This window comes from Bacillus sp. FJAT-29814, assembly GCF_001510715.1.
In the GTDB taxonomy this organism is placed as follows: Bacteria; Bacillota; Bacilli; order Bacillales; family Cytobacillaceae; genus Neobacillus.
The window spans coordinates 236,917-263,799 of sequence record NZ_LMTJ01000005.1 but is presented as its reverse complement, the minus strand read 5'-3'; the positions used below and the strand labels follow the sequence as shown (position 1 = coordinate 263,799).

The 26,883-nt window shown below is 40.9% G+C and carries 26 protein-coding genes and 1 other annotated feature; all 26 genes read right to left on the bottom strand.

Going from position 1 to position 26,883, the window contains the following annotated elements:
- Positions 1–10 precede the first annotated feature (10 nt).
- Positions 11–91: a sequence feature (ribosomal protein L21 leader region), on the bottom strand.
- Positions 92–127: 36 nt separating this feature from the next.
- Positions 128–1,588 carry a ribonuclease E/G gene (locus tag AR334_RS13670; protein WP_066311641.1) on the bottom strand — a complete coding sequence of 487 codons (1,461 nt, stop codon included), beginning with the start codon at positions 1,586–1,588 and terminating at the stop codon, positions 128–130.
- Positions 1,589–1,632: 44 nt separating this feature from the next.
- Positions 1,633–2,499 carry a M50 family metallopeptidase gene (locus AR334_RS13665; protein ID WP_066311639.1) on the bottom strand — a complete coding sequence of 289 codons (867 nt, stop codon included), beginning with the start codon at positions 2,497–2,499 and terminating at the stop codon, positions 1,633–1,635.
- Positions 2,492–3,274, bottom strand: coding sequence for a M23 family metallopeptidase (locus AR334_RS13660; protein WP_253701295.1), 783 nt, complete (start codon positions 3,272–3,274; stop codon positions 2,492–2,494). The genes AR334_RS13665 and AR334_RS13660 overlap by 8 nt, the downstream gene beginning before the upstream one ends.
- Positions 3,275–3,384: 110 nt before the next feature.
- Positions 3,385–4,188 (bottom strand): septum site-determining protein MinD, encoded by an 804-nt coding sequence (gene minD / locus AR334_RS13655; protein ID WP_066311635.1) that lies wholly within the window; start codon positions 4,186–4,188, stop codon positions 3,385–3,387.
- Between the two features lies 1 nt (position 4,189).
- Positions 4,190–4,873, bottom strand: a complete 684-nt coding sequence (minC, locus tag AR334_RS13650) for a septum site-determining protein MinC (protein WP_066311631.1) — start codon at positions 4,871–4,873, stop codon at positions 4,190–4,192.
- A gap of 117 nt (positions 4,874–4,990) precedes the next feature.
- Complete coding sequence (gene mreD / locus AR334_RS13645; RefSeq protein WP_066311625.1) at positions 4,991–5,506, bottom strand: rod shape-determining protein MreD; 516 nt, start codon at positions 5,504–5,506, stop codon at positions 4,991–4,993.
- Positions 5,503–6,384 carry a rod shape-determining protein MreC gene (gene mreC, locus AR334_RS13640; RefSeq protein ID WP_066311624.1) on the bottom strand — a complete coding sequence of 294 codons (882 nt, stop codon included), beginning with the start codon at positions 6,382–6,384 and terminating at the stop codon, positions 5,503–5,505. Before mreC ends, mreD begins: the two co-directional genes overlap by 4 nt.
- Before the next feature lie 47 nt (positions 6,385–6,431).
- Positions 6,432–7,454, bottom strand: a complete 1,023-nt coding sequence (locus AR334_RS13635) for a rod shape-determining protein (protein ID WP_066311621.1) — start codon at positions 7,452–7,454, stop codon at positions 6,432–6,434.
- Between the two features lie 317 nt (positions 7,455–7,771).
- Positions 7,772–8,461: a DNA repair protein RadC gene (gene radC, locus AR334_RS13630; RefSeq protein WP_066311615.1), complete on the bottom strand. Its 690-nt coding sequence runs from the start codon at positions 8,459–8,461 to the stop codon at positions 7,772–7,774.
- A gap of 33 nt (positions 8,462–8,494) precedes the next feature.
- Complete coding sequence (locus tag AR334_RS13625) at positions 8,495–9,067, bottom strand: nucleoside triphosphate pyrophosphatase (RefSeq protein WP_066311613.1); 573 nt, start codon at positions 9,065–9,067, stop codon at positions 8,495–8,497.
- 383 nt (positions 9,068–9,450) lie between these two features.
- Positions 9,451–10,533, bottom strand: coding sequence for a hypothetical protein (locus AR334_RS13620; RefSeq protein ID WP_066311611.1), 1,083 nt, complete (start codon positions 10,531–10,533; stop codon positions 9,451–9,453).
- A gap of 129 nt (positions 10,534–10,662) precedes the next feature.
- Positions 10,663–11,475 carry a hypothetical protein gene (locus tag AR334_RS13615; protein WP_066311609.1) on the bottom strand — a complete coding sequence of 271 codons (813 nt, stop codon included), beginning with the start codon at positions 11,473–11,475 and terminating at the stop codon, positions 10,663–10,665.
- Positions 11,472–12,260: a PilN domain-containing protein gene (locus AR334_RS13610; protein ID WP_066311607.1), complete on the bottom strand. Its 789-nt coding sequence runs from the start codon at positions 12,258–12,260 to the stop codon at positions 11,472–11,474. The genes AR334_RS13615 and AR334_RS13610 overlap by 4 nt, the downstream gene beginning before the upstream one ends.
- On the bottom strand, positions 12,260–13,255 hold the full coding sequence (gene pilM / locus AR334_RS13605) for a type IV pilus biogenesis protein PilM (RefSeq protein WP_066311604.1): 996 nt from the start codon (positions 13,253–13,255) through the stop codon (positions 12,260–12,262). Before pilM ends, AR334_RS13610 begins: the two co-directional genes overlap by 1 nt.
- Before the next feature lie 16 nt (positions 13,256–13,271).
- Complete coding sequence (locus AR334_RS13600) at positions 13,272–14,033, bottom strand: A24 family peptidase (protein ID WP_066311601.1); 762 nt, start codon at positions 14,031–14,033, stop codon at positions 13,272–13,274.
- A gap of 3 nt (positions 14,034–14,036) precedes the next feature.
- Positions 14,037–14,510, bottom strand: coding sequence for a prepilin-type N-terminal cleavage/methylation domain-containing protein (locus tag AR334_RS13595; RefSeq protein WP_066311598.1), 474 nt, complete (start codon positions 14,508–14,510; stop codon positions 14,037–14,039).
- A 140-nt stretch (positions 14,511–14,650) separates the two neighbouring features.
- Entirely contained in the window at positions 14,651–15,862 is a 1,212-nt protein-coding gene (locus AR334_RS13590; RefSeq protein WP_066311596.1) for a type II secretion system F family protein, read from the bottom strand.
- Positions 15,855–16,904 carry a type IV pilus twitching motility protein PilT gene (locus AR334_RS13585; RefSeq protein WP_066311594.1) on the bottom strand — a complete coding sequence of 350 codons (1,050 nt, stop codon included), beginning with the start codon at positions 16,902–16,904 and terminating at the stop codon, positions 15,855–15,857. The genes AR334_RS13590 and AR334_RS13585 overlap by 8 nt, the downstream gene beginning before the upstream one ends.
- A gap of 12 nt (positions 16,905–16,916) precedes the next feature.
- On the bottom strand, positions 16,917–18,578 hold the full coding sequence (locus tag AR334_RS13580) for a GspE/PulE family protein (RefSeq protein WP_066311586.1): 1,662 nt from the start codon (positions 18,576–18,578) through the stop codon (positions 16,917–16,919).
- A gap of 14 nt (positions 18,579–18,592) precedes the next feature.
- A complete protein-coding gene (locus AR334_RS13575; protein WP_066311583.1) occupies positions 18,593–19,894 on the bottom strand; it encodes a VanW family protein in 1,302 nt (433 codons plus the stop codon).
- A gap of 27 nt (positions 19,895–19,921) precedes the next feature.
- Entirely contained in the window at positions 19,922–20,842 is a 921-nt protein-coding gene (locus AR334_RS13570) for a hypothetical protein (RefSeq protein ID WP_066311580.1), read from the bottom strand.
- Between the two features lie 251 nt (positions 20,843–21,093).
- On the bottom strand, positions 21,094–22,467 hold the full coding sequence (locus AR334_RS13565) for a PilX N-terminal domain-containing pilus assembly protein (RefSeq protein WP_066311577.1): 1,374 nt from the start codon (positions 22,465–22,467) through the stop codon (positions 21,094–21,096).
- A gap of 8 nt (positions 22,468–22,475) precedes the next feature.
- Complete coding sequence (locus AR334_RS13560) at positions 22,476–22,865, bottom strand: prepilin-type N-terminal cleavage/methylation domain-containing protein (RefSeq protein ID WP_066311575.1); 390 nt, start codon at positions 22,863–22,865, stop codon at positions 22,476–22,478.
- A gap of 11 nt (positions 22,866–22,876) precedes the next feature.
- Entirely contained in the window at positions 22,877–23,320 is a 444-nt protein-coding gene (locus AR334_RS13555) for a prepilin-type N-terminal cleavage/methylation domain-containing protein (RefSeq protein ID WP_066311571.1), read from the bottom strand.
- Positions 23,321–23,505: 185 nt separating this feature from the next.
- Complete coding sequence (locus AR334_RS13550; protein WP_066311568.1) at positions 23,506–24,927, bottom strand: hypothetical protein; 1,422 nt, start codon at positions 24,925–24,927, stop codon at positions 23,506–23,508.
- 179 nt (positions 24,928–25,106) lie between these two features.
- On the bottom strand, positions 25,107–26,825 hold the full coding sequence (locus tag AR334_RS13545; RefSeq protein WP_082692936.1) for a sensor domain-containing diguanylate cyclase: 1,719 nt from the start codon (positions 26,823–26,825) through the stop codon (positions 25,107–25,109).
- Between the last annotated feature and the right edge of the window lie 58 nt (positions 26,826–26,883).

Sequence of the window (26,883 nt, the reverse complement as noted above, 5' to 3'; positions counted from 1 at the left end):
CTGCACCTCCTTATAAACTCAGACTCGCCATCCACAGGCGTTTATGCCAAGCATAAATCTTACTACCTGTTCTGTGCGGTTGTAGCACGGGTGCGCTACAAACATAACATTAAAATCCTAACATAATTCAATCCCCAGTGTCAACAGCTTTTTCGGCAATCTCCGACACTACGCCGAATTGCTTTAATAGATAATAAGGCTTGTCTCCATGCCGGATTGAAAAAAATAATTTCAAATGCAAGAGGCTTTCAACTGCATCCTTATGTTCATTATTTGGTCCAAGCAGCGCCTCAACAACCGCTTTTGTTGTCTCAATCAGCACGGCGTCGTGTTCCGAAAACCGATGCTCAAGCAGTTCCCGTTCCAACCTGAAAGCAATTGTCTCCTCACTAAGTATTCTCCCTGTTCCCTCGCAAACGGGACACTTCACCTGCAATGCCTCAGAGAGCGTCACCTTCGTTTTCTTCCTCGTTAACTGAAGGATGCCAAGCGGAGTAAAGCCAATCACCTTCGTCCGTCTTTCGTCCTTCATAATTTCCGTCTCCAAGATCTCCAAAATGGCCTTCATGTCCTGTTCTCGGCTCATATTGATGAAATCAATCAGTACAATGCCGCCAATATCACGCAGCCTCAGCTGCCTGAGGATCTCCCTTGCCGCCAGCTGATTTGTTTTAAAAACGGTATCCTGGTAATCAAGCTTTCCGGAAAATTTTCCGGTGTTGACATCAATGATGGTCAGCGCTTCGGTTTCATCGAAAATAAGATAGGCACCTTGATCGAGCCAGACAATCCGCTTTAGCGCCTTATCGATTTCATGCTCAACCTTATAGGCCGAAAAAATATTTTCCCTTCCATTATAGTAATTCGCTCGAATATTTTTGCCTTCTAGCAATTTCTTTAATGTAAGGTCATCGACAATGACTTCTCCGGTAACCATCCGTGACGCCTGGCCAATAATCATTTCAGTAAAGCTGTCATTTTGATAAATCAGCCCCGGCTTCTTCAATTGGGAGGCCCGGTGCAGCAGTTCCTGATACTGTCCGCGCAGAAACGTGATTTCTTCGTGGATTTCCGTTTCTGCTGACTTCAAGGCAGATGTTCGAAAAATTAGCCCCTCTTCTGCTGTTTTACATGTGCTGCCAATCCGGCGAAGTGAAGCCTTGAGCTTTTCATCGGCAATTTTTTTCGAAACGGCCACATAGCGCCCGTTCGGCATGTAAATCAGGTTATCCCCCTGGATTTCAATAATTCCCGTCACCTTTGCCCCTTTTGTACCGGCTGCATCCTTTTCGACCTGGACGAGCAGCTTCTCGCCTTGATGCACGAAGGAGGATACATTTCGCTGTTTATCGTCAGCCAACACATAGGCCGGCAGCTGGTCTCGGTGCAGATAAGCTTGCTTTTCCTCACTAATATCGACGAACACGGCATTCATCCCGGGTAGCACCTTGGTGACAGTCCCATAATAAATATTACCGACCAGAGAACGATGCTCTGGCCGGTCGATTACGAGTTTTTCAACCTTTTGATTTCGCAAATAGGCAAATCTTTTTTCCCTTGAAGCATAATTAACAATTAATCTTTCCAATCGGCCTGCCTCACTTTTTAAATTGTTGGTTCTATTATACATTTTTAAAACAAAAAAAGAAGGTCGCTGATTTTATCGGTGAGTCTTTTTTCAGTAAAGTAGGCATGGAGAATTTCGTTTTCGTCCAGGATCCCCTTTTCCTTTCCGTCCGATTCTACGATGATCGGGTGCTTGCAGCCCCGCTGAAATTTTTCAAGAACATGAATCAGCAAATCCTGTTCATTCGCCTGAATCGGGATTAAAGCCTGTGGGTTTGATTTTTTTCCGTAATACCGTTCCAATAAGAACCGGATAAAAATGAACCGCCGCTGCTTCCATTCATAGTAAAGCGAGAAAAATAGAAAGCCAATGACAACCCAGACATTGATATGTGCTGGTGAGGTAATCAGGATGGCGATTGAAAACAGGCAAAGGCTGATAAAGGAAATAATCAAGGTTAGCCGGTGGGCATTGGTAAAGGAATCTTTTAATGAGAGCAGTAAAAATACCAGTTTTCCTCCGTCAAGCGGCCAAACTGGAAACAAATTAAAAATCAAAATCATGAGATTGTATTGGATAAACAGCGGGAATAAATCTACCGGAAACAAGTTGAAATAATTCAGGAGAAACGCTCCGCCCACCATCCACACATGCTGAAGCGGGCCCGCCAGGACGACGATTGCCTCTTCCTTAATCGGTCGGTTCCCGTGCTCATCCATTTCCGCCACACCGCCAAAAGGCAGGAGGGTGATTTTTTTTATTCGCCAGGAAAAAAAAGAGGCTGCGGCAGCATGCCCCATTTCATGAACAAAAATAATACCTAACAGCAAACACAGCTCCACAAAATGTGCAGTCGCAATCGACAAGGCGATAACAAGCCATAACAAAGGATGGATGTGAACATGACGAAGCAGCTCGATCGCTTTATTCAAGTCGAATCACCTTAATCGGGTCGATGAAGCCATCCCCTTTTTTAACGGCAAAATAATATTGCCCTTTCGTTTTGTCTTCACCTGCTGAAGCCGAAACCGTACCGACTACGGTTCTTTTTTCAGCGTAATCAAATAATTTCACTTTAATGTCGTTTAAGTTGCCGTACCAGGTCTCTGTCCCATCAGAATGCTGAATGATGACCGTCTTGCCTATGTCTTCTTTTAATCCGGCAAAAACCACATTACCGCCATTAATCGTTTGGACGGGGGCATCCTTGGCTGTTTCAATCATGATCCCCTGGCCGTTTTTCTCAAAGTTCTCCAACATTTTCCCGGATACAGGCACCGCGCCCTTTTGCAGTTCTTCATTTTTCTCTGTTTTATTCCCTTCGGAGAACGGGAGCAGCGCCAGCGGCTTGCCGAATTTATTTTCATACCATTCGGATACAGCCGCAAACTGGAAGTCCTTGTCCATTGTTTTGGTAATGTAATCCCGCGCCGGGTCCAGTGCTGCCGATTGATTGCGGAACAGAATCGCCACCACTAAAAACAGCAGGACCGAAGCCAATATTTTGAATAGGAATACTTCTTTTTTAAATAGCGGATGCCCATCTTCACTATTGCCGCCTGGGGATGGAGGAATATAATTAAATTCGAGTTTTTCCTCTTGACCAGGCCAAAGCAATTGGCGGTCAGGACTGTTGCTTCCAGACCCTTTTTCCCGCTTGCGCTTGGCAATTCGCCGCCTTATTTCATCCGGAGTAGAGCGTGCCATACCCATCAACCCTTTTCACACAGTTTGTACAAGTTTATGAGGATGGTGGGCGGAGTATGACCCTACAAAAAGAAAAAACCTGTCCACCTCGATGTGAACAGGCATATCTATTAACGAACACCAAAGAATTTTTTTAACTTGGAAAAAACTCCTTTATTGGCTTCCTCCAATGGCTGAAGCGGAATGGATTCGCCAAGTATACGGCGGGCAATATTTCGGTAGGCAATCGAGGCCTTACTGTTTGGATTCAGAGCAATTGGCTCACCGTGGTTGGAAGCTTTAATCACTTCCTCATCATCGGCGACAATGCCGATTAACTCAATGGATAGGTGCTGGGTAATTTCATCGATATCCAGCATATCGCCGCTTTTCATCATATTGTAGCGGATCCGGTTAACAACTAATTTAGGCGGTTCCAAATCCTTTTCTTTTTCAAGCAAACCTATAATCCGGTCGGCGTCGCGAACAGCGGAAACCTCCGGAGTGGTGACGACAATTGCCTTATCGGCACCGGCGACTGCATTCTTATAGCCCTGCTCGATTCCGGCAGGACAGTCGATGATAATGTAATCATAATCCTGTTTTAATTCTTCCACTAACTCTTTCATCTGCTCTGGCTTAACCGCAGTCTTATCGACCGTTTGCGCAGCAGGCAGCAAATATAGTAAACCATCAAATCGTTTATCCTTAACCAATGCCTGATGCGTTTTGCATCTTTTTTCGATTACATCAACAAGATCATAGATAATTCTATTTTCAAGCCCCATTACGACATCCAAGTTTCGAAGGCCGATGTCTGTATCGACTAAGCATACTTTTTTCCCTTGAAGGGCCAGCGCCGTGCCGATATTTGCGGAGGTTGTCGTTTTGCCGACACCGCCCTTCCCTGATGTAATTACAATAGCTTCTCCCACTTTAATGTCCCCCTTCTACCAATCTCGTAAGATTAGGCCTTAACTGAATTAAAGCTTGTAATCTATCGATGATAATTTGATGGTTATCATTTATGTAAGCACATTCCATTTCCCGGTTTTCGCTGAGTGGGTTGGAATCCGGTGCCCGATTGATGTGGCTGGCAATTCTTAGCTGAGACGGCTTCATGCTCGAGGCCGCAATCACAGCTTGGTCATTCCCAAAGCTTCCCGCATGGGCAATTCCTTTTAAAATACCCATAATAAAAATATTGCCGCCGGCGATGACGGTCCCGCCTGGATTGACATCCCCAATCAAGAGCAAATCCCCCGGAACCCTTAATACTTGTCCAGAGCGAACGATTCTCGATACCGTCATAACCTCGTTCTCTTCCTTCAGCCGATTCGCTTCTTCTTTCGTTATGACATTGGACTCAATATCGTCCACGACCAGATTCTTCTTTTGGCGGATTAACTCTTTAAGCTCTTCTCGCTGCTCTTCTGTAAGATAACGATTGCCGACCTCCACATTTACCGTGATTAGATGGCGCTCCTCTTGCGTCCGCAGGTTTGCAGTCAGTTTTTGGTCCAATTCACGCTTTAATTCGTGATAGGAACAGCGATCGTCTAGATGAAGGACAAGTCCGCCCTTTGTCCCTTTTATTGTAACATTTTGCCGATTTTTCATGGAGAAATTTCACCTCATAATAAAAACACATTTCAGTATCACTCTGGATGATTACAATCAAAACACACCCCATCTTAAAAAAATTCGCCATGGGGTGTCCAATCTCCTTCTTTTAATTTATTCTTCCTTCAAGACTTCGGCATGCTTCTCAAACCAGCGCTTAAAAGGATAGGCGGCCACAACTAGAAAGATCGCATTTAAGATAAGGGTTGGATACAAACGCAAATTGACAAAATCGATGAACGCCATGCTTGTGACATGAATCAAGTAATTGAGTTCATACACGCCAACTTCAAGCAAGGCTATCCCGAACATCGAGACTAGGAAAGCAACGATAATGTTGTTATGAATCACCTGCATTAATTTAGTGATCAGATAACATATCAACGGGTAAAGGAATAAATAAATGCCGATCACCTCGACATATACAACGTCAAACAGGAGGCCGAAGATGGCCGCATAAATAATCCCTTGCTTTTTCCCCACATAAATCGTTAAAAATGCCAAGGCGGCAAACAGAAACCTTGGCGCCAATATCCGGGATTCAAAGCTGTCCGCCGGCCAAAATTGAATAACGATACTTTCAAAAATAAAAAGAAATAAAAACAAAAGAGGAAGAAGGAATTTTTTCACAGCTCCTCCTCCTTCCCGTCCTTCAAAGCGCCTTTCTCAGGCTGTGTCATCAGCCGTTTGATGACGATGACATTCTCGATATCATAAAAATCCGCACCCGGTTTGACCAATGCCGTTTGATTTAAACCGTATTGATCAGGCTTCACTTCAACCACTTTTCCGATTGTCAAACCCTTTGGGAAGACTCCGCCTAATCCCGAGGTAATCACAGCTTGGTCCTTTTCAATTTTTGCCCCTGAGGGAATGGCCTTTACTAACAGCAATTTTTGCTTATCATCAAAGCCTTGGACAAAGCCGAAAACCTCCGTTTCGCCTTGAATGACGGCGGAAATGCGGTTTTTCGGGTCCATTGCGCTCAACAACTGTACGGTCGAGCTAAATTGGGTGACACTTTTTACTTTCCCAATCAGGCCGCTTGACGTGACGACGGCCATATTTTTCTTAATCCCATTTGATTTTCCTTTATCAATAATAATCATTTCATGCCAACGATCAGGATTTCTGCCGATCACAGTTGCCGGCAGTGGCTCGAAATCTCTCAGGGTTCTAGTTTCATCGAGAACTTCACGTAGATCTTTATTATCTTTTTTCAGCTCTTGAACCTCTGCTTCAAGGCTGGCGATTTTTTCTACCCGTGATTTTAATTCCTTATTCTCTTCATAAGTATTTTGCAGATCCTGAAGATTTTCAAAAAAGCCTGCAAGATAATGCGCAGGCTTTGATACCAGGGATTGAACCCAGCCGGTTGTATCCTTCAGAAACTGCTCCGGCCAGGTTAGGTTGCTCCTCTCCCGTAAAGAAAACCCAATCAATGCCACGAGAACAATTATGCTGACTAGCAAAATGATCAGACGTTTATTCAAAAAGAACTGTGGCATGATAGTACACCTCTATTTTTCTAATGGCGGTATGTCCGCTTTTTAAGTTAACGCGATTCCTTCGCTTTGTTTTTAAATAAATGGATGTGATCCAATGCTTTCCCTGTACCGATGGCGACACAATCAAGCGGATTTTCAGCAATCAACACCGGCATTTTTGTTTCTTCGCTGATGACCCTGTCCAAATTGCGAAGCAGCGCCCCCCCCCCGGTCAGGACAATTCCTCGGTCCATAATATCCGCTGCTAATTCCGGCGGCGTTTTTTCCAACGTGTTCTTAACGGCTTCGACAATCGCATAAACCGTATCGCTTAGGGCCGAAGCAATTTCCTTCGCGGTAATCTCAATCGTTTTCGGGAGACCTGTCAATAAATCGCGGCCGCGGATTTCCATATTGTCAATGCCTTCCGGTGTTCCCGCTGAACCAATTTCCATTTTGATGGCTTCCGACGTCCGGTCACCAATCATTAGGTTATAATTTTTACGAATATAATGAACGATGGCATCGTCCATTTCATCGCCGGCAACACGAATCGATTGAGAGGTGACAATGCCGCCTAAGGAAATGATGGCTACTTCGGTTGTTCCACCGCCGATATCGACCACCATGCTTCCAGTTGGCTCCCAAACAGGCAGATTCGCGCCAATCGCAGCAGCGAACGGCTCTTCAATCGTATAGGCGTCCTTCGCCCCAGCTTGTCTGGTCGCATCGATGACTGCCCTTTCCTCTACAGCCGTGATTCCTGATGGCACACACACCATCACATAAGGCTTGCCCGAAAAGATTCCTTTCGTTTTCTGAGCCTGGCGTATGTAATGCTTCATCATCGTCGCTGTTATTTCAAAGTCGGCAATGACGCCGTCTTTCATTGGTCTTAGTGCGACTACATTCCCTGGAGTCCGGCCAATCATATTTTTTGCATCATTCCCGACCGCAACAATGTGCTTTGTATCGGTTTGCATCGCCACGACAGATGGCTCTCTTAAGACAATTCCCTTCCCTTTCACAAATACAAGCGTATTTGCGGTTCCTAAATCTATTCCAAGGTCCTTCGTTCCAATTCCAAACATAATCAATGTATCTCCCTTTCTGATACGAAATGCAACAAATACTAATTGGCAGGTGATGTTTTAAAAATGTTTCTTACCTGGCGGGTAAATGGTGGCAATTGTCGTTCAGCATGTTTCTATTGTCGTTCAATGGATTCCAATTGTCGTTCAGTACGTTCTTACTGTCGTTCAATGGATTCTAATTGTCGTTCACTGATCTTCAATTGTCGTTAGACTTTCATCACCTATCAGATAAGACGTTTTAAAGCTCTCTATTCAAAACAATCCTCAAAAATCATAACTAATATTATATCCTATCGTCAAATAAAAACCTAGTATCATAAATATCCTTTTTCCTTTAAGGAGACAAACTTGTTTTCTCCGATAATCAGATGGTCGAGCAGGTCGATGCCGATAATCTTTCCGCACTCCGCCAGCCGCTTGGTCACCTCAATATCCTCTCTGCTCGGAGTGGGATCTCCTGAGGGATGGTTATGCAGTGCGATAATCGAGGCAGCGGACCGTTTAAACGCTTCGCGGAACACCTCTCTAGGGTGGACAATCGAGGCATTCAAGCTGCCAATAAAAATCGTCTGCTTGTGAATCACCTGATTTTTCGTATTTAAATAGAGACAAACAAAATGCTCCTGCGTCAAAAAGCGCATATCGTTCATGACATATTTAGCGCCATCCTCTGGTGATCGAATCACATACCGATCGTTATAGTTGAGGTTGGCAATCCTCCGGCCGATTTCTACAGCGGCCAGAACTTGGATTGCCTTTGCCGAACCAATTCCTTTGATTTCGGTAATTTCCTCCAATGTTGCCGACTTTAATAGACGTAACCCTTCAAAATGGGTCAAGAGCCGATTGGATAATTGCAGTACCGATTCTTCCTTGGTTCCTGTCCTAAGCAGGATGGCAATTAGTTCATGGTTCGATAGGCTTTGCGGGCCATGGTTTATAAAGCGTTCCCTTGGCCGTTCGTCTTGAGGAAAATCACGGATCATTAATGTATTTGTGGACACTTTTCTTCCTCCCTTTGATTCGGGAGTAGAAGATTAATACGGCAATTGATAGCCCAGCTGCCGCAATTCCCGCACCGTTCTTGCGACCGGCAAGCCGACAACCGCAAAATAGTCTCCATGTATTTTCTTGACAAGCATGCTTCCAAGTTGCTGAATGCCATATGCTCCTGCTTTATCAAACGGTTCGCCGCTTTTCACATATGACCGTATTTCATCGTCACTTAACTCCCAGAACCATACTTCTGTTTTTTCATAAAACTTTGTGGAGTTCGTTGGAGACACAATCGAGACACCAGTAAACACATGATGTTGTTTTCCAGATAAACTTTGTAGCATTGTAAAAGCTTCGGCCTCATCTGCTGGCTTTCCTAAAATTTTGTTATTCGCAACCACAATCGTGTCAGATCCAATCACAAATGCATCCCGGTTGTTTTGAAAAACTGCCTGGGCCTTGCGATCAGCCAATTCCATCACTACTTCCTCGGGGGAGAGTGCCGGATCAAAGCTTTCATCCACATCACTGCTCGAAATTGCGAATGGTAAGCGGAGAGTTTCTAGAAGTTCTTTTCGCCGTGGAGAAGAAGAGGCTAAAATGAGGTTTTGCATGTCATCACCTTACCTTCTTGCAACGCATTAGGGAGATACAAATCAATCGTATCAGAAATGAACGCTGCAAACAATTTTTATATGATTAAATTTTGAAGAAATATGTCAATTTATGCAAATATATATATAATGTTGGGATACTTGCAAGGCATAGTTTTGGGTCATCGCAGATAAATGCTGATTATCGCAGATATATTTGTTTTTTCGCAGATATATTGAAATTACCGCAGATATATTAATTTTTCCGCAGATAAGTTGTAATTTATCGCAGATATAATTTAAAAAATTTTAGTAAATAAAAACCTGCCCACGTTAGGGCAGGCAATATGCTAAAATAATTTCCCGGAAAATATCAAGTGTTGCATTTGTATGTCGTTTTAGTGTCACATGGAGTAATAGGCGGACAGAAAGTTCAACAAATGTTGCTGTGCTTCGCTAAGATCCTTTTTGTTCTTTGACTTTTGAAATGCCTTCACGCTATCATTGGCCGAAGTTAATTCAGCATTCAATTTTTTTACGTTGTCATTTTTTAGCCCAGTTGCCTTCAGTTGCGCTTCTATTCCCGTCAGTGTCTTGGTCGTTTCCTCTGAGATTGATTTAGTCGCGATAGCTGCAGAGGTTGCATTCGAAAGAGTTTGGTAGATTGTTGGTATCGCTTCAATAAAACTCTTTTCACTCTCACTTAACTCCGAAATTTTCTTTTCCTTAATTACTAGCGGTTTGGCAAAAGCATCTTCGACTCCAGTTTCTTTATATTGACCGCCGATTGATTTGGCTGTTTCAATGGAGTCCGCAACACCGAAAAAGAGATAATGCTTGCCATCCATTTCGATGATTTGGGCTGGAATACCACTTTCTTTTACTTCATTCAAAGTTTCACTTGCGCCATCTTCAGAGCTAAATACCCCACCTTGAATCATATAGGTGGATAACTCGGGCACAGCTGCGGACACTGCCTTACTATCCTTACTACCAGGTTCCTCTTTTTCACCGCCCTGATCTTCCTCCACAACAGTAGGCAGTGCAGCCGGATTTTCAGTTGAGTCTGTTATGACAAGGTTATACATAAAAACTCCAATGGTTGTGCCTATTAATACAGCAAACACTACAATAGAAACAAATTGACTGATTGGCCAGTTCGGCCTCTTTTTATTTTTAAACGAAAAAGGAGTGATAATTTTATTGCTGCTCTTTTTGGGGCTTTTAGGCGGAACGATTTTATATTCCTCAATATCGTCGTCAGAGGATTCCGGAATGATCCAATCGAAGCTTTCATCGACAGATTCTTGCGCTGCCGCTGTTTCCTTGTCAGCATCTGATTCAGATAGTACAGGGTCTATTTTTATCACTCTTGGAATAGGTTCAATAATAGGTTCCGGTTCACTTTTTGTTCGTTCTTCTTTAAACTTTTTAGTTTCCCCATTTAATTTAATTGTTATTGTATGGCCTTTTTTAGGCTTGTCCACTATTTGAGCTCCTTTCCGTTCGACAGTGATTTGTTCCATCCTATCATACCGGCAAAAAAAAATAACAAGACTTTTGTCGTCTTGTTATCATAGAGTTTCGTCAAAATATTTGTAACTTCGTAATGTTGTTTATGGCTGTGAATTCGTTGCTGCCGGCTGCTGAAGTAATGGATTGGTTTTACCTGCAGGTGCCGGGGCATCAATTTTTGGCAGGTCTGCTGCCAGGTCAGCCAAGTCAGGCATGTAAAATGCCGAAATGGTCAGTGAATAGGTCAATTTTTCAGCCTGTTGCTCGGCAGTTGTAGCCTCCTGTCCGCCTGAATAATTAATGGCTTCCACGACAACAATCCGTTTTAAGGCTTCCAGTGTTTGTACAAATTTTTCTAGTTCCACATAGCTCGGTGATTCCACCGATAGCTGCACAGTCAATTTTTTTAATGTAGGTGATGCCGGCTGTTGCGCAGCTGCCGGGTCAGCTGCATTCTGGGAAGCAGCACCTTCTGAAGCGGCTGGTGTTTGACCGGCTGCATTAGGATCTGCCTGACCATCAGGATTTTGCTGGGCGGCTTCCCCTTCCCCTGCAGGCTGAGAAGTTTCCATGGCCACTTCGCCGTCCTTGGAGAAGGCCATCGATAGGATTTGGCTGTTTGAAACTGCTTCCGCTTTTTCCAGGTCCAAGATCAATTGCTCTTGTAATGGCAAGATTGGGAGCACCTTTTGCAGCTCTCTTGTGCCTTCGACAACCTGGTTCGTATTGTCCACTTTCTTTTGCGTAACAGCTTCCAGAAGTTTTTGTTCCGTTTTCAGGGATTGCTGCTTGGTTTCCAAATCAGTTTTTAAAGGCGACAGCTTAATAAATTGAGCATAGACAATTACCAGGATCACAACAAGAGCCACAGCGGCCAAGATTAAATTGTCCCGTTTAGAGAAATGAAGCTTCATGAACCGCTCACTCCCTTCTCATCCTTTTGGGCAATTTCCTTCACCTTGGTCTTGTTAAGAGTAATTTCAAACTGTCCGTTATACCGCGGCAAATATGGACTTATCACTTGGTTGTTTCCTGATTCAGCAGTAGCAGATGAGTTATTAGAACCGGTTGTATTTGTCTCAGTCCCAGACGGTGCAGTTCCTCCAGTCGAAGTGTCAGTAGGACTTGTCGGGCTTTGAGTTGCTGGATTTGCAGCAGCGCTGGCAGTTGCATCTGTTCCGGTTGTACCGGTTTGAGTTCCCTCTGTATTTTCATCTTTTTGCTCAACTGCAGCTAATGAACTTAGGTTTACATCAGCAATCCATTCTGATTCTTTTAAACTATTCAAAAAGTAAGCAGCTTCTCTGGAACTGTCAAATTGTACGGATAACGTTATTGTCCCTGCCTCTGTATAGCCAAAGGACTGAATAAATCCACGGTCTGGCAATAACGAGGTAAGGTGACGCATGACAGGGATGGTTTGAATTGGATACGTATCAGCCCAATCAATCGCACTTTTCAGCTTGCTTACTGAATCAGCAGACTCAACAACATCGCTTTTTTGTTCTTGTTTTTCCCTGACTTTTTGGGTCATGGAAATTTCGCGGCTTACAGACTCGATACTAATCTTTGTTGAACTGATTTGAAAGTAATAGAAGACACTCGCAAAAATCAGCGCAAGAACGAAGACTGCTAGAACAATAAAAAACGCTATTTTCTTCGGTTCCTTTTGGGGCAGCAGGTTAATTTCAACTAACATTAAACCACCCCTTTTAAAGCAAGTCCAAGCGGTACCAATAAATGATCTGGAACGGTATCTTTTTTATCCGTAAATTCTGGGTTAAATGTAATCTTTTCAACCGGCACCTCAAAACGTTCATTGATTTCAGCTTCCACCGCTTGAAGCATCGGATGATCACCTAGCAAGAGAATCTTTGAAATGTCATGAATTTCATTATTAAGCGTATATCGGTAGTAATCGATTAGTTTATTCATTTCTTTAAAAATGTCTTCAAACTGGAGAACAAGTTCATCAACATCACCCAAGTATTTACAGGCAATTAAGCCTCTAAGGTCACGCTTTACCTCCCATTGATCAACATTAAATGCCATGGCAAAGGTCCGCATGACCAATGGAACAGTCCCTTCAAAAATACTGAGATTGACACTTGTTAAATCGAATTGAACCGAAAACAGAACTTCATGTTCAGTTGGCTGATGTATTTGATGGTATAACCGATACAAAGCCAACGGCGATATATCCGCAGCCACGGAATGGAGTTTTTGCCGTGAGAACAAATCTTCATATCCCATTACATGTTCCTCAGGTGCAGCGAATAAAAGCAGTTCTCTTGTCTTACCGTTTTTGCCAAGCGGATAAATGTCAAAGACAGGTTCTTCGAACGGCAGATGAATCGTTGAGCCAAGTTCCAAGTACAAATAACCCTTTAACTCATCATCCTGAATATCGACGGGTACATTGATTTTCCTGATGATGACAAGCTGGTCTGGCACAATAAAACGAATCGAACGCTTCTGAATTTTCCATTCATCGATACACTCTTCCAAGATACTCGAAAGCGCATCGAGATTGACGATTTTTCCATCAGTGATGATGCCCGGTGTCAGGAACCGTTCACCCCACCTAAGTGCAACAGGAGGATTGGCCTGCTTTAACTCTAGAAAGCGGATGGAGTGGTCGTTAAGCATCAAATTTATTATGCGGTTTTTGGTTGAAAACAGGGAAAAAGCCATGTAAAAAACCCCTTAGTTAAAATCCATTATTTAAAAAATTTATATAAAAATCGATAATTTCCGAACCCCAAAAATAAGCTGACAGCGTCCCTGCTGCAATGAATGGACCAAACGGGATAGGCTGCCTTCTCTTGACAATCCTGAATAACATTGCCAAACCGCCTAAAACGGCACCATATAAAGTGGATAAAAAGAATGATAAAAGAACAAGTTTAAAGCCAAGTACAAAACCAAGGACCGCATAAAGCTTTACATCGCCAAAGCCCATTCCACCTTTGCTTACAAGCGCAATAACCAGCAGAAGGGTAAAGCCGGTCACAGCCCCTAAGAGGCTGTCCCACCATGGGGATAACGGAATAAAAATTCGTTCCAATAAAAAAATCCCTGCAAACCAAATTAAAATTTTATCAGGGATGATCATATAATGAATATCGGAAACTATGATAATCATAAACAACGAAATGAGTGTTAACGCAACTACTAACTCTCCTGACCATCCTACTACAAGTGGTGCTGCTGCAAACAGAATGCCCGTAAGTAATTCCATTATCGGATAGATAGGAGAAATCCGCGACTGACAGCCGCGGCATTTCCCCTTTTGAAGCAAATATGATATTACTGGTATAAGTTCGTAAGCTTTTAATTGATGTCTGCAGGTTGGACAAGCCGACCTTGGAGCAACAATTGATTTCTTTAATGGAATCCTTAGGCCAACAACATTAAAGAACGAGCCTAAGACTAAACCATATATTAAAAGAAAAAAATAAATTGTAATCATTATTTATGGAGTCACGACGCCTCTCGCTAAGTTTTTAGCTTCAATAGCATCTATATGAAGTCCATTATTTTTACCTTTTAAGGTTACTTTATAGGTAAGTGAGCTATCGGCGTTTAAGTGGACATTAACAAAACTATCTGTTTTATCAGTTAAATAACCACCATCATCAGTTGGATTCTTAGGTAATTCCATTAATTGCTTAGTAACCAATTCCCCTAAACCAATCTGTATATCATCGGCTGTAGCTGTAGAAGTTGGTGCTGTAAATTCGCCATTCGCAATACCATTTCGAGCAGATGCAACCATTTGTTGAGCATTAGCAACGTGTGCATCTTTCTTAGTATTATTAATGATACCCATAATTGACGGAATTGCAATTGCAGCGATGATTCCCAAGATAACAATAACTGCGAGTAGCTCAATAAGTGTCATACCTTTTTGATCTTTTTTAAGCCTGTTGCTTAATTTTTTCAACATAGTTTTCTCTCCTTTTAGGTTCTATTAACCTAGTAGTTATTTCTCTTGTATTATACAGTATTTTACAAGCCAAAGAAAAGAGTATTTTATGGCATTTTGTCACTTTTTCGCAATTTTTTTGTAATTTTGTTATATTATTGTTACATTTGCTGAAATTGCTCGAACATGCCAAACATTGGTACCATTATTGATGTAACAATTGTACCGACTAACCCAGCTAATACAACAATCATTAATGGTTCAATCATCGATTTTAGTTGGTCAGTTCCATTCTCCACTTCTTTTTCATAGAATTCTGCAATTTTTGATAGCATGGCATCAAGTGCCCCCGTTTCCTCCCCAATTACAATCATCTGGGTTACAAGAGGCGGGAACGCCCAATGTTTTTCCATCGGTTCAGTCATTGACCGCCCTTTTTCAAGTGTGCTCCGAGATTCACGAATGACTTTGGAAAGTACTTCATTCTCTACTACTTTTTCCACTATGGCCATTGCTTGAAGTATTGGAACAGAACTTGAAAAAAGGGAACTTAGTGTCCGCATCATTCTAGCTAGCGCTGCCTTTTGAAGTAAATTACCAAAGACAGGCATTTTCAATAAAAAATAATCCATGTAGTACTTTGTTTTCTTATTTTTGTTTAAATAGATAATTCCCCCGGTTAATACTAAAATAAATAATAATATTAGCCACCAATATGATTGCATAAAATTACTGGCACCTAAAACAACTTTTGTGATAGTCGGAAGTTCTCCACCCATATCATCAAACATAGTAACAAAAGTCGGAACAATAGATACAAGTAAAAAGATAGTAACAGCGATTGCAACAATCCCAATAACTATTGGATAGGATAATGCAGATTTTATCTTTTGTTTTGTATAATGTTGCTTTTCAAAATGGTCACCCAAACGATCTAACGTTTCATCTAAGTTACCACTAACTTCCCCGGACTTCACCATATTAATAAACATAGTTGAAAATATTTTTTTATACTTAGCTACAGCTTCAGAAAGCGGATTACCTTCTCGCAAGTCTTGTTCTACAGCAAATAACGCTTTTTTTAACGCTTTACTCTCTGTTTGCTGGGCAAGTATCCCAGTGGCATCCACAACGGTTACCCCAGCCTTCATAAGAGTCGAAAATTGCCTTAAATAAATGACAAAATGCTCCAACTTCACTGGATTCCCAATTGAAATTTCTTTAGTAAACATGGTTTCAGGAATTTCTGTCATTTCAATAACCCGGATACTTTGCTCTTTCAGCTTCTCCATTGCTTCACGCCTGGAAGCAGCTATTACGGTGCCCTGCCGTTTCCCCTTCCGGTCTCGTCCAGAATATTTGAATTTAGCCATTCATCTGCATCTTTTCATGTAAATATTGGGCTGCTGCTTCCTGTTCGATTAATCCACGTTCAATTAGGTCACGGATGCTCATTTCAAGTGTATGCATGCCCTGGGCACGGGACGTTTGCATTGTGCTTGAAATTTGGTGAATCTTTTCACTTCTTATTAAGTTCGCTATCGCCGCATTATTAACCAATATTTCCGTAGCGGCTTTCCGGCCCTTTTTATCAGCGGTCGGAAATAACCGCTGCGAAATAACCCCAACCAAAACGGACGCAAGCTGTACGCGAATTTGCGGCTGCTGTGCGGGCGGGAATACGTCAATGATCCGGTTGATGGTTGTCGGTGCACTTGACGTATGGAGTGTCCCTAGAACCAAGTGGCCGGTTTCGGCTGCGGTAATCGCGATACCAATCGTCTCTAGGTCACGCATCTCGCCGACCAGGATAACATCGGGGTCTTGTCGTAAAGCTCCTTTTAAGCCGCTTGCATAATTCTTCGTGTCGAAACCAACTTCCCTTTGATCAATGATTGAATTTCCATGCTTATGAAGAAATTCGATTGGGTCTTCAAGCGTAATAATATGCTTGCGCATATGGCGATTCATGTAATCAATCATTGACGCCAAAGTTGTTGATTTACCACTCCCCGTAGGTCCTGTCACCAATATGAGGCCCTGTGGTTTTTGAACCAGCTTGGAGATGATTTCCGGCAATTGTAGTTCTTCCAGCGTTGGCGCCTTGGACGCCACTGTTCTAAGGGCTATCGAGACACTCTTCCTCTGATGGTAGGCATTAACACGGAAACGGGAACTGCCTGGAACACCGTAGGAGAAGTCGAGCTCTCCCTTTTCCTTAAACAATTCCCACATGTCTTCAGGAACGATGGCTTTAGCCATCGCCTCCGTATCATCCGGCAATAATTTTTCGGTACCATAGCGTTTCAAATCACCATTAATCCTCATTACCGGAGGAACACCGACAGATATATGAATATCTGACGCTTTATATTCAACAGCTGCTCGTAAAATTGCATCTATTCTTTCCTTCATAATTTGTTCTCCCTAGTCTGGAATAGCTACTCGTAAAACTTCTTCGGTGGTGGTTAGGCCTTGTTTTACTTTCAATAGTCCATCATCAATTAAGAAAATGGTTTTATTTTTTATAGCGATTTCCCTTAAACTTTGGAAGGAATCACCATTCATGATCACCCTGCGCATATCATCACTCACCACAAGGACCTCATGCAGTGCAACTCGGCCTTTGTATCCAGTCATGTTGCAGGATGGACAGCCTTTGCCACGATGCACTTTATCAATTTTCATGCCTCGTTTTGCGAAGATTTCCTGTTCACGCTTCGAAGCTTCATGTTCTTCCACACAATCACGGCATACCCGGCGGACCAGGCGCTGGGCGACGATTCCACTTAGTGTGGCTGCGAGTAGAAAAGGTTCTACGCCCATGTCCAATAGACGTGTTACTGTCCCAAGGGAATCATTGGTGTGCAGTGTACTAAGGACTAAGTGACCTGTTAACGAAGCGCGAATCGAAACCTCGGCCGTTTCTTTGTCCCGAATTTCCCCGACCATGATGATATTCGGGTCCTGACGGAGAATCGACCTTAATCCTGCCGCGAACGTCATGCCAACATTCTGATTCACCTGTACTTGATTGATGCCTTCCAACTGGTACTCAACAGGGTCCTCGACTGTGATAATGTTGACTTCATCACTGTTTAATTTATTTAGTGCAGCGTATAGGGTCGAAGATTTCCCCGAACCTGTTGGCCCTGTAATTAACACAATTCCCGTTGGCTTTTCAACCATTTCTTTAAAACGTTTCAGGTTAAGTGAATTAAATCCTAATTTATTTATGTCATTTAGAGTTGAGCCCATATCAAGAAGACGCATGACAACCTTCTCGCCATAAACGGTTGGCAGAGTGGAGACACGCAGGTCAACCGGATGGAAGTCAAGATTTAGTTTAATTCTGCCATCCTGGGGAATTCTATGCTCTGTAATATCCAAGTTAGACATTATTTTAATTCTTGCCGTTAATACGCTTTGCATATTTTTTGGCAGGACCCGTTCCACTTTCAAAACACCGTCAATCCGGTAACGAACAATGACTTTCGTTTCCTGTGGGTCAATATGGATATCACTTGCTCTTTGAATCACTGCGTTGGATAACAACTGATTGACGAGGCGGACAATCGGCGAATCCAAGTCGGTAATATTATCAGTTTGGCCGCGTTCATTTTGCGGCAGTTCATCGAGAAGCTCATCCAAGCCATCGTCGACCTCATAATATTTGTTGATGGTCCGAAGAATTTCGTCTTTTGTAGCAATAGTCGGTTCAATTTGGAACCCTGTCGATAACCGTAAATCGTCAATCACAATGAAATCCATTGGATTTGCCATTGCAATAAAGAGTTTATTACCTTCTCGTTTTAACGGAATGATTAAATTCCTTCTAGCTGTCTCTTTTGAAATTAAATTAAAAAGGTTAGCCTCAAATGGATATTGAAACAGGTTAACATGAGGAATTCCGAGCTGTTGTTCCAACACTTCTATTAATTGCTGCTCTGTTAAAAAACCTCGCTGAATCAATGCTTCACCAATCTTCTGGTTTGGATCCTTTCCATTCAAAACTGTTTGAAGCTGTTCGGCTGTAATCAAGCCTTCTTCAATTAACAGATCACCAAGTCGTTTTCTTGTTTGCCTCATTTTTCACCCCTGCTTTACTTAGGTTGTTCATTTGGCTTACCCCATATATCGCTATCAGTTGTTTTTGGACCTGTTTCTGTTGTATTTGTCTCCGAATTTGTTGAATTACTTGTTCCGGTGTTTGTTTGGCTATCAGCAGTACTGGTTGTAGGTGCCTTAGTTCCCGCAGTAAGTCCATGGATTTCCACTTTATAAACGGCCGGATAGTAGTCCTCCGAAACAAACTCACTTTTAATCAATTGGGTATCTAGGTAAATATCACGGTAAATTTTGATAATCTGTCCATCTGCACCATTGGCTTGAATCTTAGTTTCCCCTGGTTTAACAGTTGTACTGTACTGTATGATCGTTTTCGGTGTAAGCTTTTGTTCATCCTTTGCGGTCAGTTTATAATTATAAAGTAGTTTTTGGCCTTTAAGTGTGACCTTTAACTGATTGTTGTCCACTTGCATTTCAAGGGAATAGCTTCCCTTGTTTGGATTTTTGACAATTAGGTCTGCCTTTTTGTCCTGTTTTACCATTGCTTCATATCCTAGTTTTGCATAACTAGGCAGTGAAGAGCTAAGATTCCGCTCAACTATTCCAAAGTTTGAAGCTAACACAGCCTGATAAATTCCAGTAGCTAGTAAATTAAGAGTCTGCAGGTCGGTCAGATTATTACTCGCAGCGAAGGAAAGTAATGAAAAATTGGAATCAGCAGCAATTTCAATCTTTGGAGATTGATTAACAATCGACAGCAGCTCACTAGGAGAATTGTCCATTTGCACAACTGTTTCACTAATGACAGCATCGTTTTGGATTTGGTCAGCCATTAGATAATCAGGGTAAATATTGTAGCTATGTGTACCAGACTCGAAAAGTGAAGCCGTTTGATTTAATGCTTGTGTGAGTTTCTCCCAATCTATCTCTTCCGCTTTCAAAAGTGGAAAAAGGCCTTTTAGGTGTTCTTCGACTATTGTTTTGTCAACGGTAATGCTGGCCGTATTTTTTTGTCCATCATTGATGGCTGCAATAGTAGCGTTAGAATCTAAATCAAACAAATTAACGTCAAATGGAGCAGACTTGTCTCCGTACTGCATATCAAATGAAATTCCTTTTATCCACTCCACGTATTTTTCCTCGAGCAGGTTTACGGCTTCCTCTTTTGTCTTGTCAGAAATATCTATCGTGCCAATCGTGGTTCCAACGGCAAACTTGCCGTCTACCTTGGCTAATCCATTTATCGCTTTAGCACCAAAATGGGAGGAGCTAAATATAAATGCCGTACTGAAAAACAGTACAACAAACAATTTTATCAATTGCTGATGCTTGCCCAAATTCCTTGCCTCCCTCAATTTACCCCTCTACATGTTGGCTATTTTCTTTCTATCATCGATTATCTCTAACGTATCCTCTAGGTCTGCAGTATCTTCTTTAGAACGATTTAAGAAGTCGAATAGTGACTCGTCAATAGGATTGTTATCTTCTTTAATGTCTAGGAGAACATCGTCTTGATCTCCTTCAGCATCATCAACGTATTTAGCTGATTCCACCGATTCCAATTCTAGTAAGCTTTCAATATCTGACAAATATCCTTTCTCTTCTGTCAAGATTTCAGGATCATTATCATCAATCTGTTCTGTTTCTCGTTCGAGTAAAAAGGAGATATCTTCTTCCTCAACAGATACAGCTACCTCTGCTAAAGAATCCGTAGTAGGCCCGGTTGATTCAATTATTTCCTTAGCCAAAAGACTTTCAATTTCCGATAAAGAGACAGAGTCAGGAACTAATTCTTCCTTTGAAATGCTGTTGGCAACCAATACATCTTCCTGATCATCCAATACCCCAATTTCTTCTTCCAAGACATCGGTAACGCTAGCGGCAGTTATTTTAAGGTCAGGTAATTCACCTGCCTCTTTTGCCAATATCGAATTACCAACAGGTATTAATAGATCCGGTTCCTCGTAAGCTGGCAATTCATTCTTAATAGACGATGCAAACTCAGGTTCTTCCTCATCTTCTTCTTCGAAACTAACTGCTTTTTGGTAGACCATTCCATTAAATTTTTTATCAATAAAATAAGCTGAAATAAACACAAGTACAAATAGCAATAATCCTACTTGCACAAATGGAACTACAGTGACTGCCGCTATGCCACATAGTGCAAGAATAAAACTTGCCAAAGAGATTAGTATCTTCCCTTTCATTGTAAACCCAAGCGGCAAAGCGAGTATAATTAAAAAAGTTATCAGCAAGGACCCTGCAGCCAATATCATCGTTTGCATTTATCCACTCCCCTTTTTATCTATAACTTTTATACTATCAAACTACATATTTTAACAAATTATCATATTTTTTAACCTTTTCTGCAAAAATAAGACAAAATTCGTCTACTAAATATTGTATAATATTTTCTATCACATTAAAAGAAGCTGGAAAATATTTAGTTTAGAAATAACAAAAACAACCACTTCATAGGAACATAGTACCAAGGTAAAATACATTCCAATGAAAGTGGTGTTTTTTTAATAATTATTTATTTTTCACGGACCGGATCAATCTTAATCGGATTTACTTTAAAAGAAGGTAATGGCAGCAATGCATCTTGTTCTACGAAGGTAATGCTGGAACTCCCTTTTAAATGCATATTTTTTGCAATAATTGCCCCTTCAATCACATTATTTCCACCAACTTCAACATTTCCCCCAGTTACAAATCTGCCACGGAAGGTCCCTCCAGTAAAATCAAATAGTGCATCTTCTGCAAAAATACTGCAGTTAATGCCTGTTCCGCTTGAACTGGCGGTTACTGTTTTAGGGTTGTTAGGATCCGATGACTTCCTCAGGTAAATTATTATTTTGTCCTTCTGAGAATTTTCTGTTTTAATTTCAGAATTATTAATTTTAAGTGAACCATCGACATAGATGTGAAGTTTTCCAGAACCCTTAACATAAAGTACACTATTGTTCTTTAACTCGAAATTCTTTACAAACATTTCTACATCTTTTGCCCCAACGTCTATAGTTAGTGTAGTGTTATTATCAATTATTACATTATTTATAGAAACTACATCTGGCATACCACTGATAGTCGTATTGGAAGAAATATTCATGTTGCCATCCTGACCAATCGGAAAAGTCCCCCCCAAAGTCATTGGGTAAGTAGGAGCAGGAGTTGCTTTAAAAGGTTTCAATTCTAGTGATATTTCTTCGTCCAATACTTTAATCTTTTGAGAAGAATAATAGGGATAAACAACACCTTGCCCTTGCCTAGGTGCATTTGGTCCAACAATAATTTCAGATCCGTTTTGTAGGCTACTCTCATTAAACAATTCTATCGCTTTATCAACTATAGAATTTGTTCCGATCGAACCATTGATTATGGATGCATTTGAATCTACTTTAATTTTATTATCAACAAAAACAGCTGTCTTTGGAAAATTGACGCTCCAGCGGAGTTGAAATTGTTGCTCTACTGTTTTTGTTCTATTATCTACTGTTCCTGAGGAAATAATTTTATATATTCGATTTGTAAGATCAATAGGTTCAACTTTCAATTTTGCAACAGGTTGACTCCCAAAATTTTTCTCAAAGTTGGTTTCTTGCCGTTCAACTTTATAATTATCTACAATTGGTACGGCAGCGCTGTAAAATTCACTACTAGTTTTTGCATTTTTATAGATATCATTTATTTTCGTGGTAATCTCACTCATAAGCAGAGTGGCCCCCGATTCAGCAATGTAATAAGAAGATTGATTATCCCTTTCTCCTGTACTCATCTTGACATTCGAGGCAGCTAATCCCATCAAACTTAGTCCAAGGATCGAGGCAACTATAATGACAATTAAAACAGCAATTAAAGCCATGCCCTTCTCACTATTGGAAATTTTAAATAGGGGTCTTTTTTTCATTATCTCACCTATTTTCTCAAATAAATTGTTGTAGAATTTGTTCCTATTTTTATAGTTATTTTGTCGCCGCTCTGTGCTGGTGTAAATGTTTCTATATTAGATACAAGAACCTGGTCTCCTTTTTTTAATGAGGTACCCTCCAAATAATAGTTAATGCCATCAATTGTTAAAATGTTATTTTTCGCCTCTACTTTTGTAGGGTCCGCTTTCCTAATTTCTTTTGTTAAAATATTCATGGCAAGGCGGTAATCTGTTTGTTTTTGGATCTCCGTTTTTTGGGCATTTGATTGCTTTACACTAAAGATATGAATAGAATTTGCCAATAATAAAACCATTGAAAGAAGAGCAAGGGAGGCTAATAATTCCACTAAGGTTATCCCTTTTTCATTATTTTTCATTTCATCACCTACTACTTTTTCCAGGTTACGATCATCTCCATTTGCGCTTCCTGGCTAGTTTTAGAATTATCTTTGTACACTTTTATTAAGACTTTTCCTAAATCTGTTGAAACAGTTGAAACATTTTTAAATTGCACTAACACATAGTGTCCACTTATTGGTTTACCATAGCAATTACTACAGCTGCTATTTGCTGTATATCCATTTTTATTTTTAATTTCATCCGCTAAATTTGCCAAGGAAGGGGAGGATAACGATTTATTGAGATTATTAATTTCCTCCATTTGTGTTTCTGCAACATAGGTGGCATCGACAATTCTTTTGGAAAAATTATTAGTCCGTGATGATTGAACAAACATAGACAAGAATGATACAACGATTAAGGATAATATTACGATTGATGCTAATATTTCTATTAATGTTAACCCTTTTTCAGTAGAAAAATAGTTCTTCATGGACATCATCCTTTAAAAAGCAGATTTCTCATCCTACCCTAAATATAACAAATTTTTACTTCTTTTTACAGTATCTTTTGAAATCAAACAAACTTCTCCACTTTCTAGTGTATAAGTATTATTAATACTTTGCAAACAAGGAAAAGAAGTCGATTTAACTCGAATCGACTTCTTTTCACAGCTCCTTATTTTTCCCTAACAGCCAAGGTACTTTCAATGTTGACAGTGGCATTTTGCCCACTGGTTTCAAAAAATGATAAATCATCAATGTTCGGCATACCGTAGTTAATAACACTTGCCCCGGAAACCCGGACTGTATTTGCGATAACTGCCCCTGAAAGATTTGCACCGTTGGAGAAAGAAATAGTTGCATTTGGAGCGTAAACCATGCGAATATTCACTACGGTACCACCTGAGAATGTCAAATTTTTCCCTAGTGAAACGATATGCCCTTGAAAACCCGCCCCATTTGTTATATTCACATCTGCTTTCTGCACAAACAAAGAACCATAGACTTTGGTGTTGCCACCAACATTAATGCTATTAGTACCTCGATAAAAAATTTCTAACTGATTTGTTTTATCCTCACTGTTAATCCTACTTGATGAGCTCATGGTAAATTGATTATTTACATAAATTTTTAGTTTACCAGTTCCGATAATATTAATAATGCCATAAGGCAAATCAAGCTGGTCAACAACTATACTTCTATCAACGTTGCCGATATTAATGTTTAGGGTGGCACCTTTTGCAAGGGTGATAGAAGAATAATAAAAGTTTTGGTCCATTGTTATGGGAGTAGTGCCTGATGATTGATTGATTGAGGCTTTATTAACCCCGATTGGATTACTAGCAGGAAAATCAGGCATAATAAACTTGGTTTCTGGTACAGGAACCGGTGTTTTTATCCTATTTGAAGTAGAATTGGAAACAACATCACTTTTTGAATTGGGTCCGACGTATATATTCCCCGTAATATTTGCGGCGCCCCCAAGAACAATGGAATTTGTCTTTGATGAATTCGTACCTACATCGCCATTAATAGTTGGTCCCCCATCGGGCATTTCTATTTTTTCATTCGCGAAGACACCGGCATTTAGGATCCCTTTAACATTCGCGCCTGAGCTCCATGTAATCGAGAATGGTTTTTCAACAGTTCTAGATTGGTTATCAATCGCCCCAATAGATGTCATGAGATAATTTCTAGTGTTGGAATTAGAATTATACGTGGAGGCTTTCGTAATTTTAACTTTGCCTATAGGTGACTGACCAAATGAATCTTCAAAGATGCCTCCCGGAATGGAGACCAATTGATCTAATTTCAGTAATACTTCTGCATTAGTAAAATATTGATTCATATTGCTTCCAGGAGTAAGACCAGAAATAGTTCTTTGAATTTCATTCATTTTATAGGTAATCCCTGATTCAGCTATATAATAGGTTGATTGATTTTTTCGTTCGATCGAGCTCCATTTCATGTTATTGGCTGCAAAAGCGGTAATCGATAAACATAATATCGAAACAACTACCAAAACAACTAAAACGATTACTAATGCAACCCCTTGTTGATTGTTTTTTCGTTTTAATAACGAAAGGTATTCTTTCATATTTTTCTCCTCTTTTTTAGGTAATTGGAAAATAGTAATTGTAGTTTAGCAGGTGGGCAATTGCTAATCAATAAAATCATGTTCCTGTAAGGCTCCCAAAAGTTACTGTGTCACTTTTTGGACAAAAATAAAAAGAGGGACCATAGAGAACCCTCTTTTTGATAATATTAATAGAAAATTTAGCTCGAAGAATACTCCGCCACCCGATTTCGTCCCGCACGTTTCGCTCCAACGTACAAAGCCCTGTCAGCATGGCGAATTAAGGATAATGAATCCTCCGCATCCTCTGGTGCAGTTGCCACTCCAATTGAAACGGTTACCTTTACTTGGATTTTCTTTTGTTCCTGATCAAGAGCTTGATAGAGGATAAATGGCCAGTTGGCTATCGATTGTCGGATTTGCTCCGCTATTTGATATGCTTCTGCTTTCGAAACATCCGGCAGGAGCACCACAAATTCTTCGCCACCATAGCGGGCAACGGTTCCGCGGACTGCTACCAATTTACTGATCCGATTGGCGATATCGGCAAGGATTTCGTTACCACTTTGATGGCCATAGGTGTCATTAATACTTTTAAAATGATCGATGTCCAGAATGATTAACGATAGCATCCGATGTTCGAACCTTGTAAGCCGTTCAAATTCATTATTCAATAATTCCTCAAAATAGCGATAATTATATAAATTTGTTAGTGCGCAGCGTTCGCTTTGGTTTTTGGTCCGTTCATAATGCTTGGCATTTTCCATTGCGACCGCAAAGTAAGAGCAAAGAATATCTACAATCGTAAGTTGATATTTTTCATAAGCTCGTTTCGTTCTCGAGGCAAGCAATATGATCCCGATTACCTTTTTATTGCGGATGATGGGTACGCATAAAATTGCTTCTATGTCACCAGGCAAATACCCTTTTGTTTTCTGCCTCCAGTCTTTTTTGGAGGAAAATATTTGGGCCTTCTGTTTGTCCCATACTAAGCCGCAAATTCCTTCCCCTTTTCTGATCGGGGGCATATCCATACATATCCCTTTACCTGATTCAACCCTGCGATTTAATTTTAGTTCATCGCCCGTCACTTCAAAAATATAAGCATAATCAACGGGAAGCATTTCTCCAAGCTTTTGAATAAACAAATTAATGACATCATCGACCCGCAGCCGTTCCGCCATCTGGTGGCCGATTTCGGCAGCTCCTTGCAGGTAATGATTAATTTTTTGACTAGAATAATAGAGTTGAAAAATAAGTGATAAACCTACGAACGGAACGCCAACAAACAGAACCGAAAGTAGCCCCACCTGGTTGTACAAGATGTAAAGGACAATCCCAATCGGTAATGTGATTAAAGTCGTAACCGTTTCCACAATGAAGTCTTTTCCAAAGTAGGATTCTTTACTCTTGTATATATAGTAAAGACTAAAAGAAACAAGCACTTCATTCACAAAATAATATAGGACTGAATACAAGATGGCGAGCCATAAGGACTTGGCGTCAGATGCCAAATGCGGGGATGTTTCTCCACCTAACGAATAATAGACTGCACCGCTGACAAAGGAGACGATAAAAAACATAATCAAATTGAGCGGCAAGCGGAAGAGCTGTTCCTTAGGTAAGCGTAATTTTATCATTAAGGCCACGACGGCAATCTGTGTAATTACTATTTCAACAAATAGGCCAAACGTTAAAAAAGTGGCCAATGCCACCCATTGGATTAAGAAAATGGGAGTATTATTAATCACGATCGGCATGGCGGCAACTAGTACTGTCAACACCAAAAATGCCAGTAGTTTTAGCCAATTACCGGAAAATTGGGGAGGGTAGGCCTGATAGGTGAACCACATTCCCGCAGGAACCAGTAAAAGCCAAACAAGAAATATCGTCTTTTGAATATGCGGTTTCACACCCATCCGACCTGCCTCCTTCCTAAATTTGGTTATAACAAGATAATTCCATTTTACCAAATGT

Coding starts and splice junctions, on each gene's coding strand:
- AR334_RS13660 (WP_253701295.1), bottom strand. CDS start 3,274: ATGGCACGCTCTACTCCGGATGAAATAAGGCGGCGAATTGCCAAGCGC.
- minC (WP_066311631.1), bottom strand. CDS start 4,873: ATGAAAAATCGGCAAAATGTTACAATAAAAGGGACAAAGGGCGGACTT.
- mreC (WP_066311624.1), bottom strand. CDS start 6,384: ATGCCACAGTTCTTTTTGAATAAACGTCTGATCATTTTGCTAGTCAGC.
- AR334_RS13635 (WP_066311621.1), bottom strand. CDS start 7,454: ATGTTTGGAATTGGAACGAAGGACCTTGGAATAGATTTAGGAACCGCA.
- AR334_RS13625 (WP_066311613.1), bottom strand. CDS start 9,067: ATGCAAAACCTCATTTTAGCCTCTTCTTCTCCACGGCGAAAAGAACTT.
- AR334_RS13615 (WP_066311609.1), bottom strand. CDS start 11,475: ATGAAGCTTCATTTCTCTAAACGGGACAATTTAATCTTGGCCGCTGTG.
- AR334_RS13610 (WP_066311607.1), bottom strand. CDS start 12,260: ATGTTAGTTGAAATTAACCTGCTGCCCCAAAAGGAACCGAAGAAAATA.
- pilM (WP_066311604.1), bottom strand. CDS start 13,255: ATGGCTTTTTCCCTGTTTTCAACCAAAAACCGCATAATAAATTTGATG.
- AR334_RS13600 (WP_066311601.1), bottom strand. CDS start 14,033: ATGATTACAATTTATTTTTTTCTTTTAATATATGGTTTAGTCTTAGGC.
- AR334_RS13595 (WP_066311598.1), bottom strand. CDS start 14,510: ATGTTGAAAAAATTAAGCAACAGGCTTAAAAAAGATCAAAAAGGTATG.
- AR334_RS13590 (WP_066311596.1), bottom strand. CDS start 15,862: ATGGCTAAATTCAAATATTCTGGACGAGACCGGAAGGGGAAACGGCAG.
- AR334_RS13585 (WP_066311594.1), bottom strand. CDS start 16,904: ATGAAGGAAAGAATAGATGCAATTTTACGAGCAGCTGTTGAATATAAA.
- AR334_RS13580 (WP_066311586.1), bottom strand. CDS start 18,578: ATGAGGCAAACAAGAAAACGACTTGGTGATCTGTTAATTGAAGAAGGC.
- AR334_RS13570 (WP_066311580.1), bottom strand. CDS start 20,842: ATGCAAACGATGATATTGGCTGCAGGGTCCTTGCTGATAACTTTTTTA.
- AR334_RS13565 (WP_066311577.1), bottom strand. CDS start 22,467: ATGAAAAAAAGACCCCTATTTAAAATTTCCAATAGTGAGAAGGGCATG.
- AR334_RS13560 (WP_066311575.1), bottom strand. CDS start 22,865: ATGAAAAATAATGAAAAAGGGATAACCTTAGTGGAATTATTAGCCTCC.
- AR334_RS13555 (WP_066311571.1), bottom strand. CDS start 23,320: ATGAAGAACTATTTTTCTACTGAAAAAGGGTTAACATTAATAGAAATA.
- AR334_RS13550 (WP_066311568.1), bottom strand. CDS start 24,927: ATGAAAGAATACCTTTCGTTATTAAAACGAAAAAACAATCAACAAGGG.
- AR334_RS13545 (WP_082692936.1), bottom strand. CDS start 26,825: ATGGGTGTGAAACCGCATATTCAAAAGACGATATTTCTTGTTTGGCTT.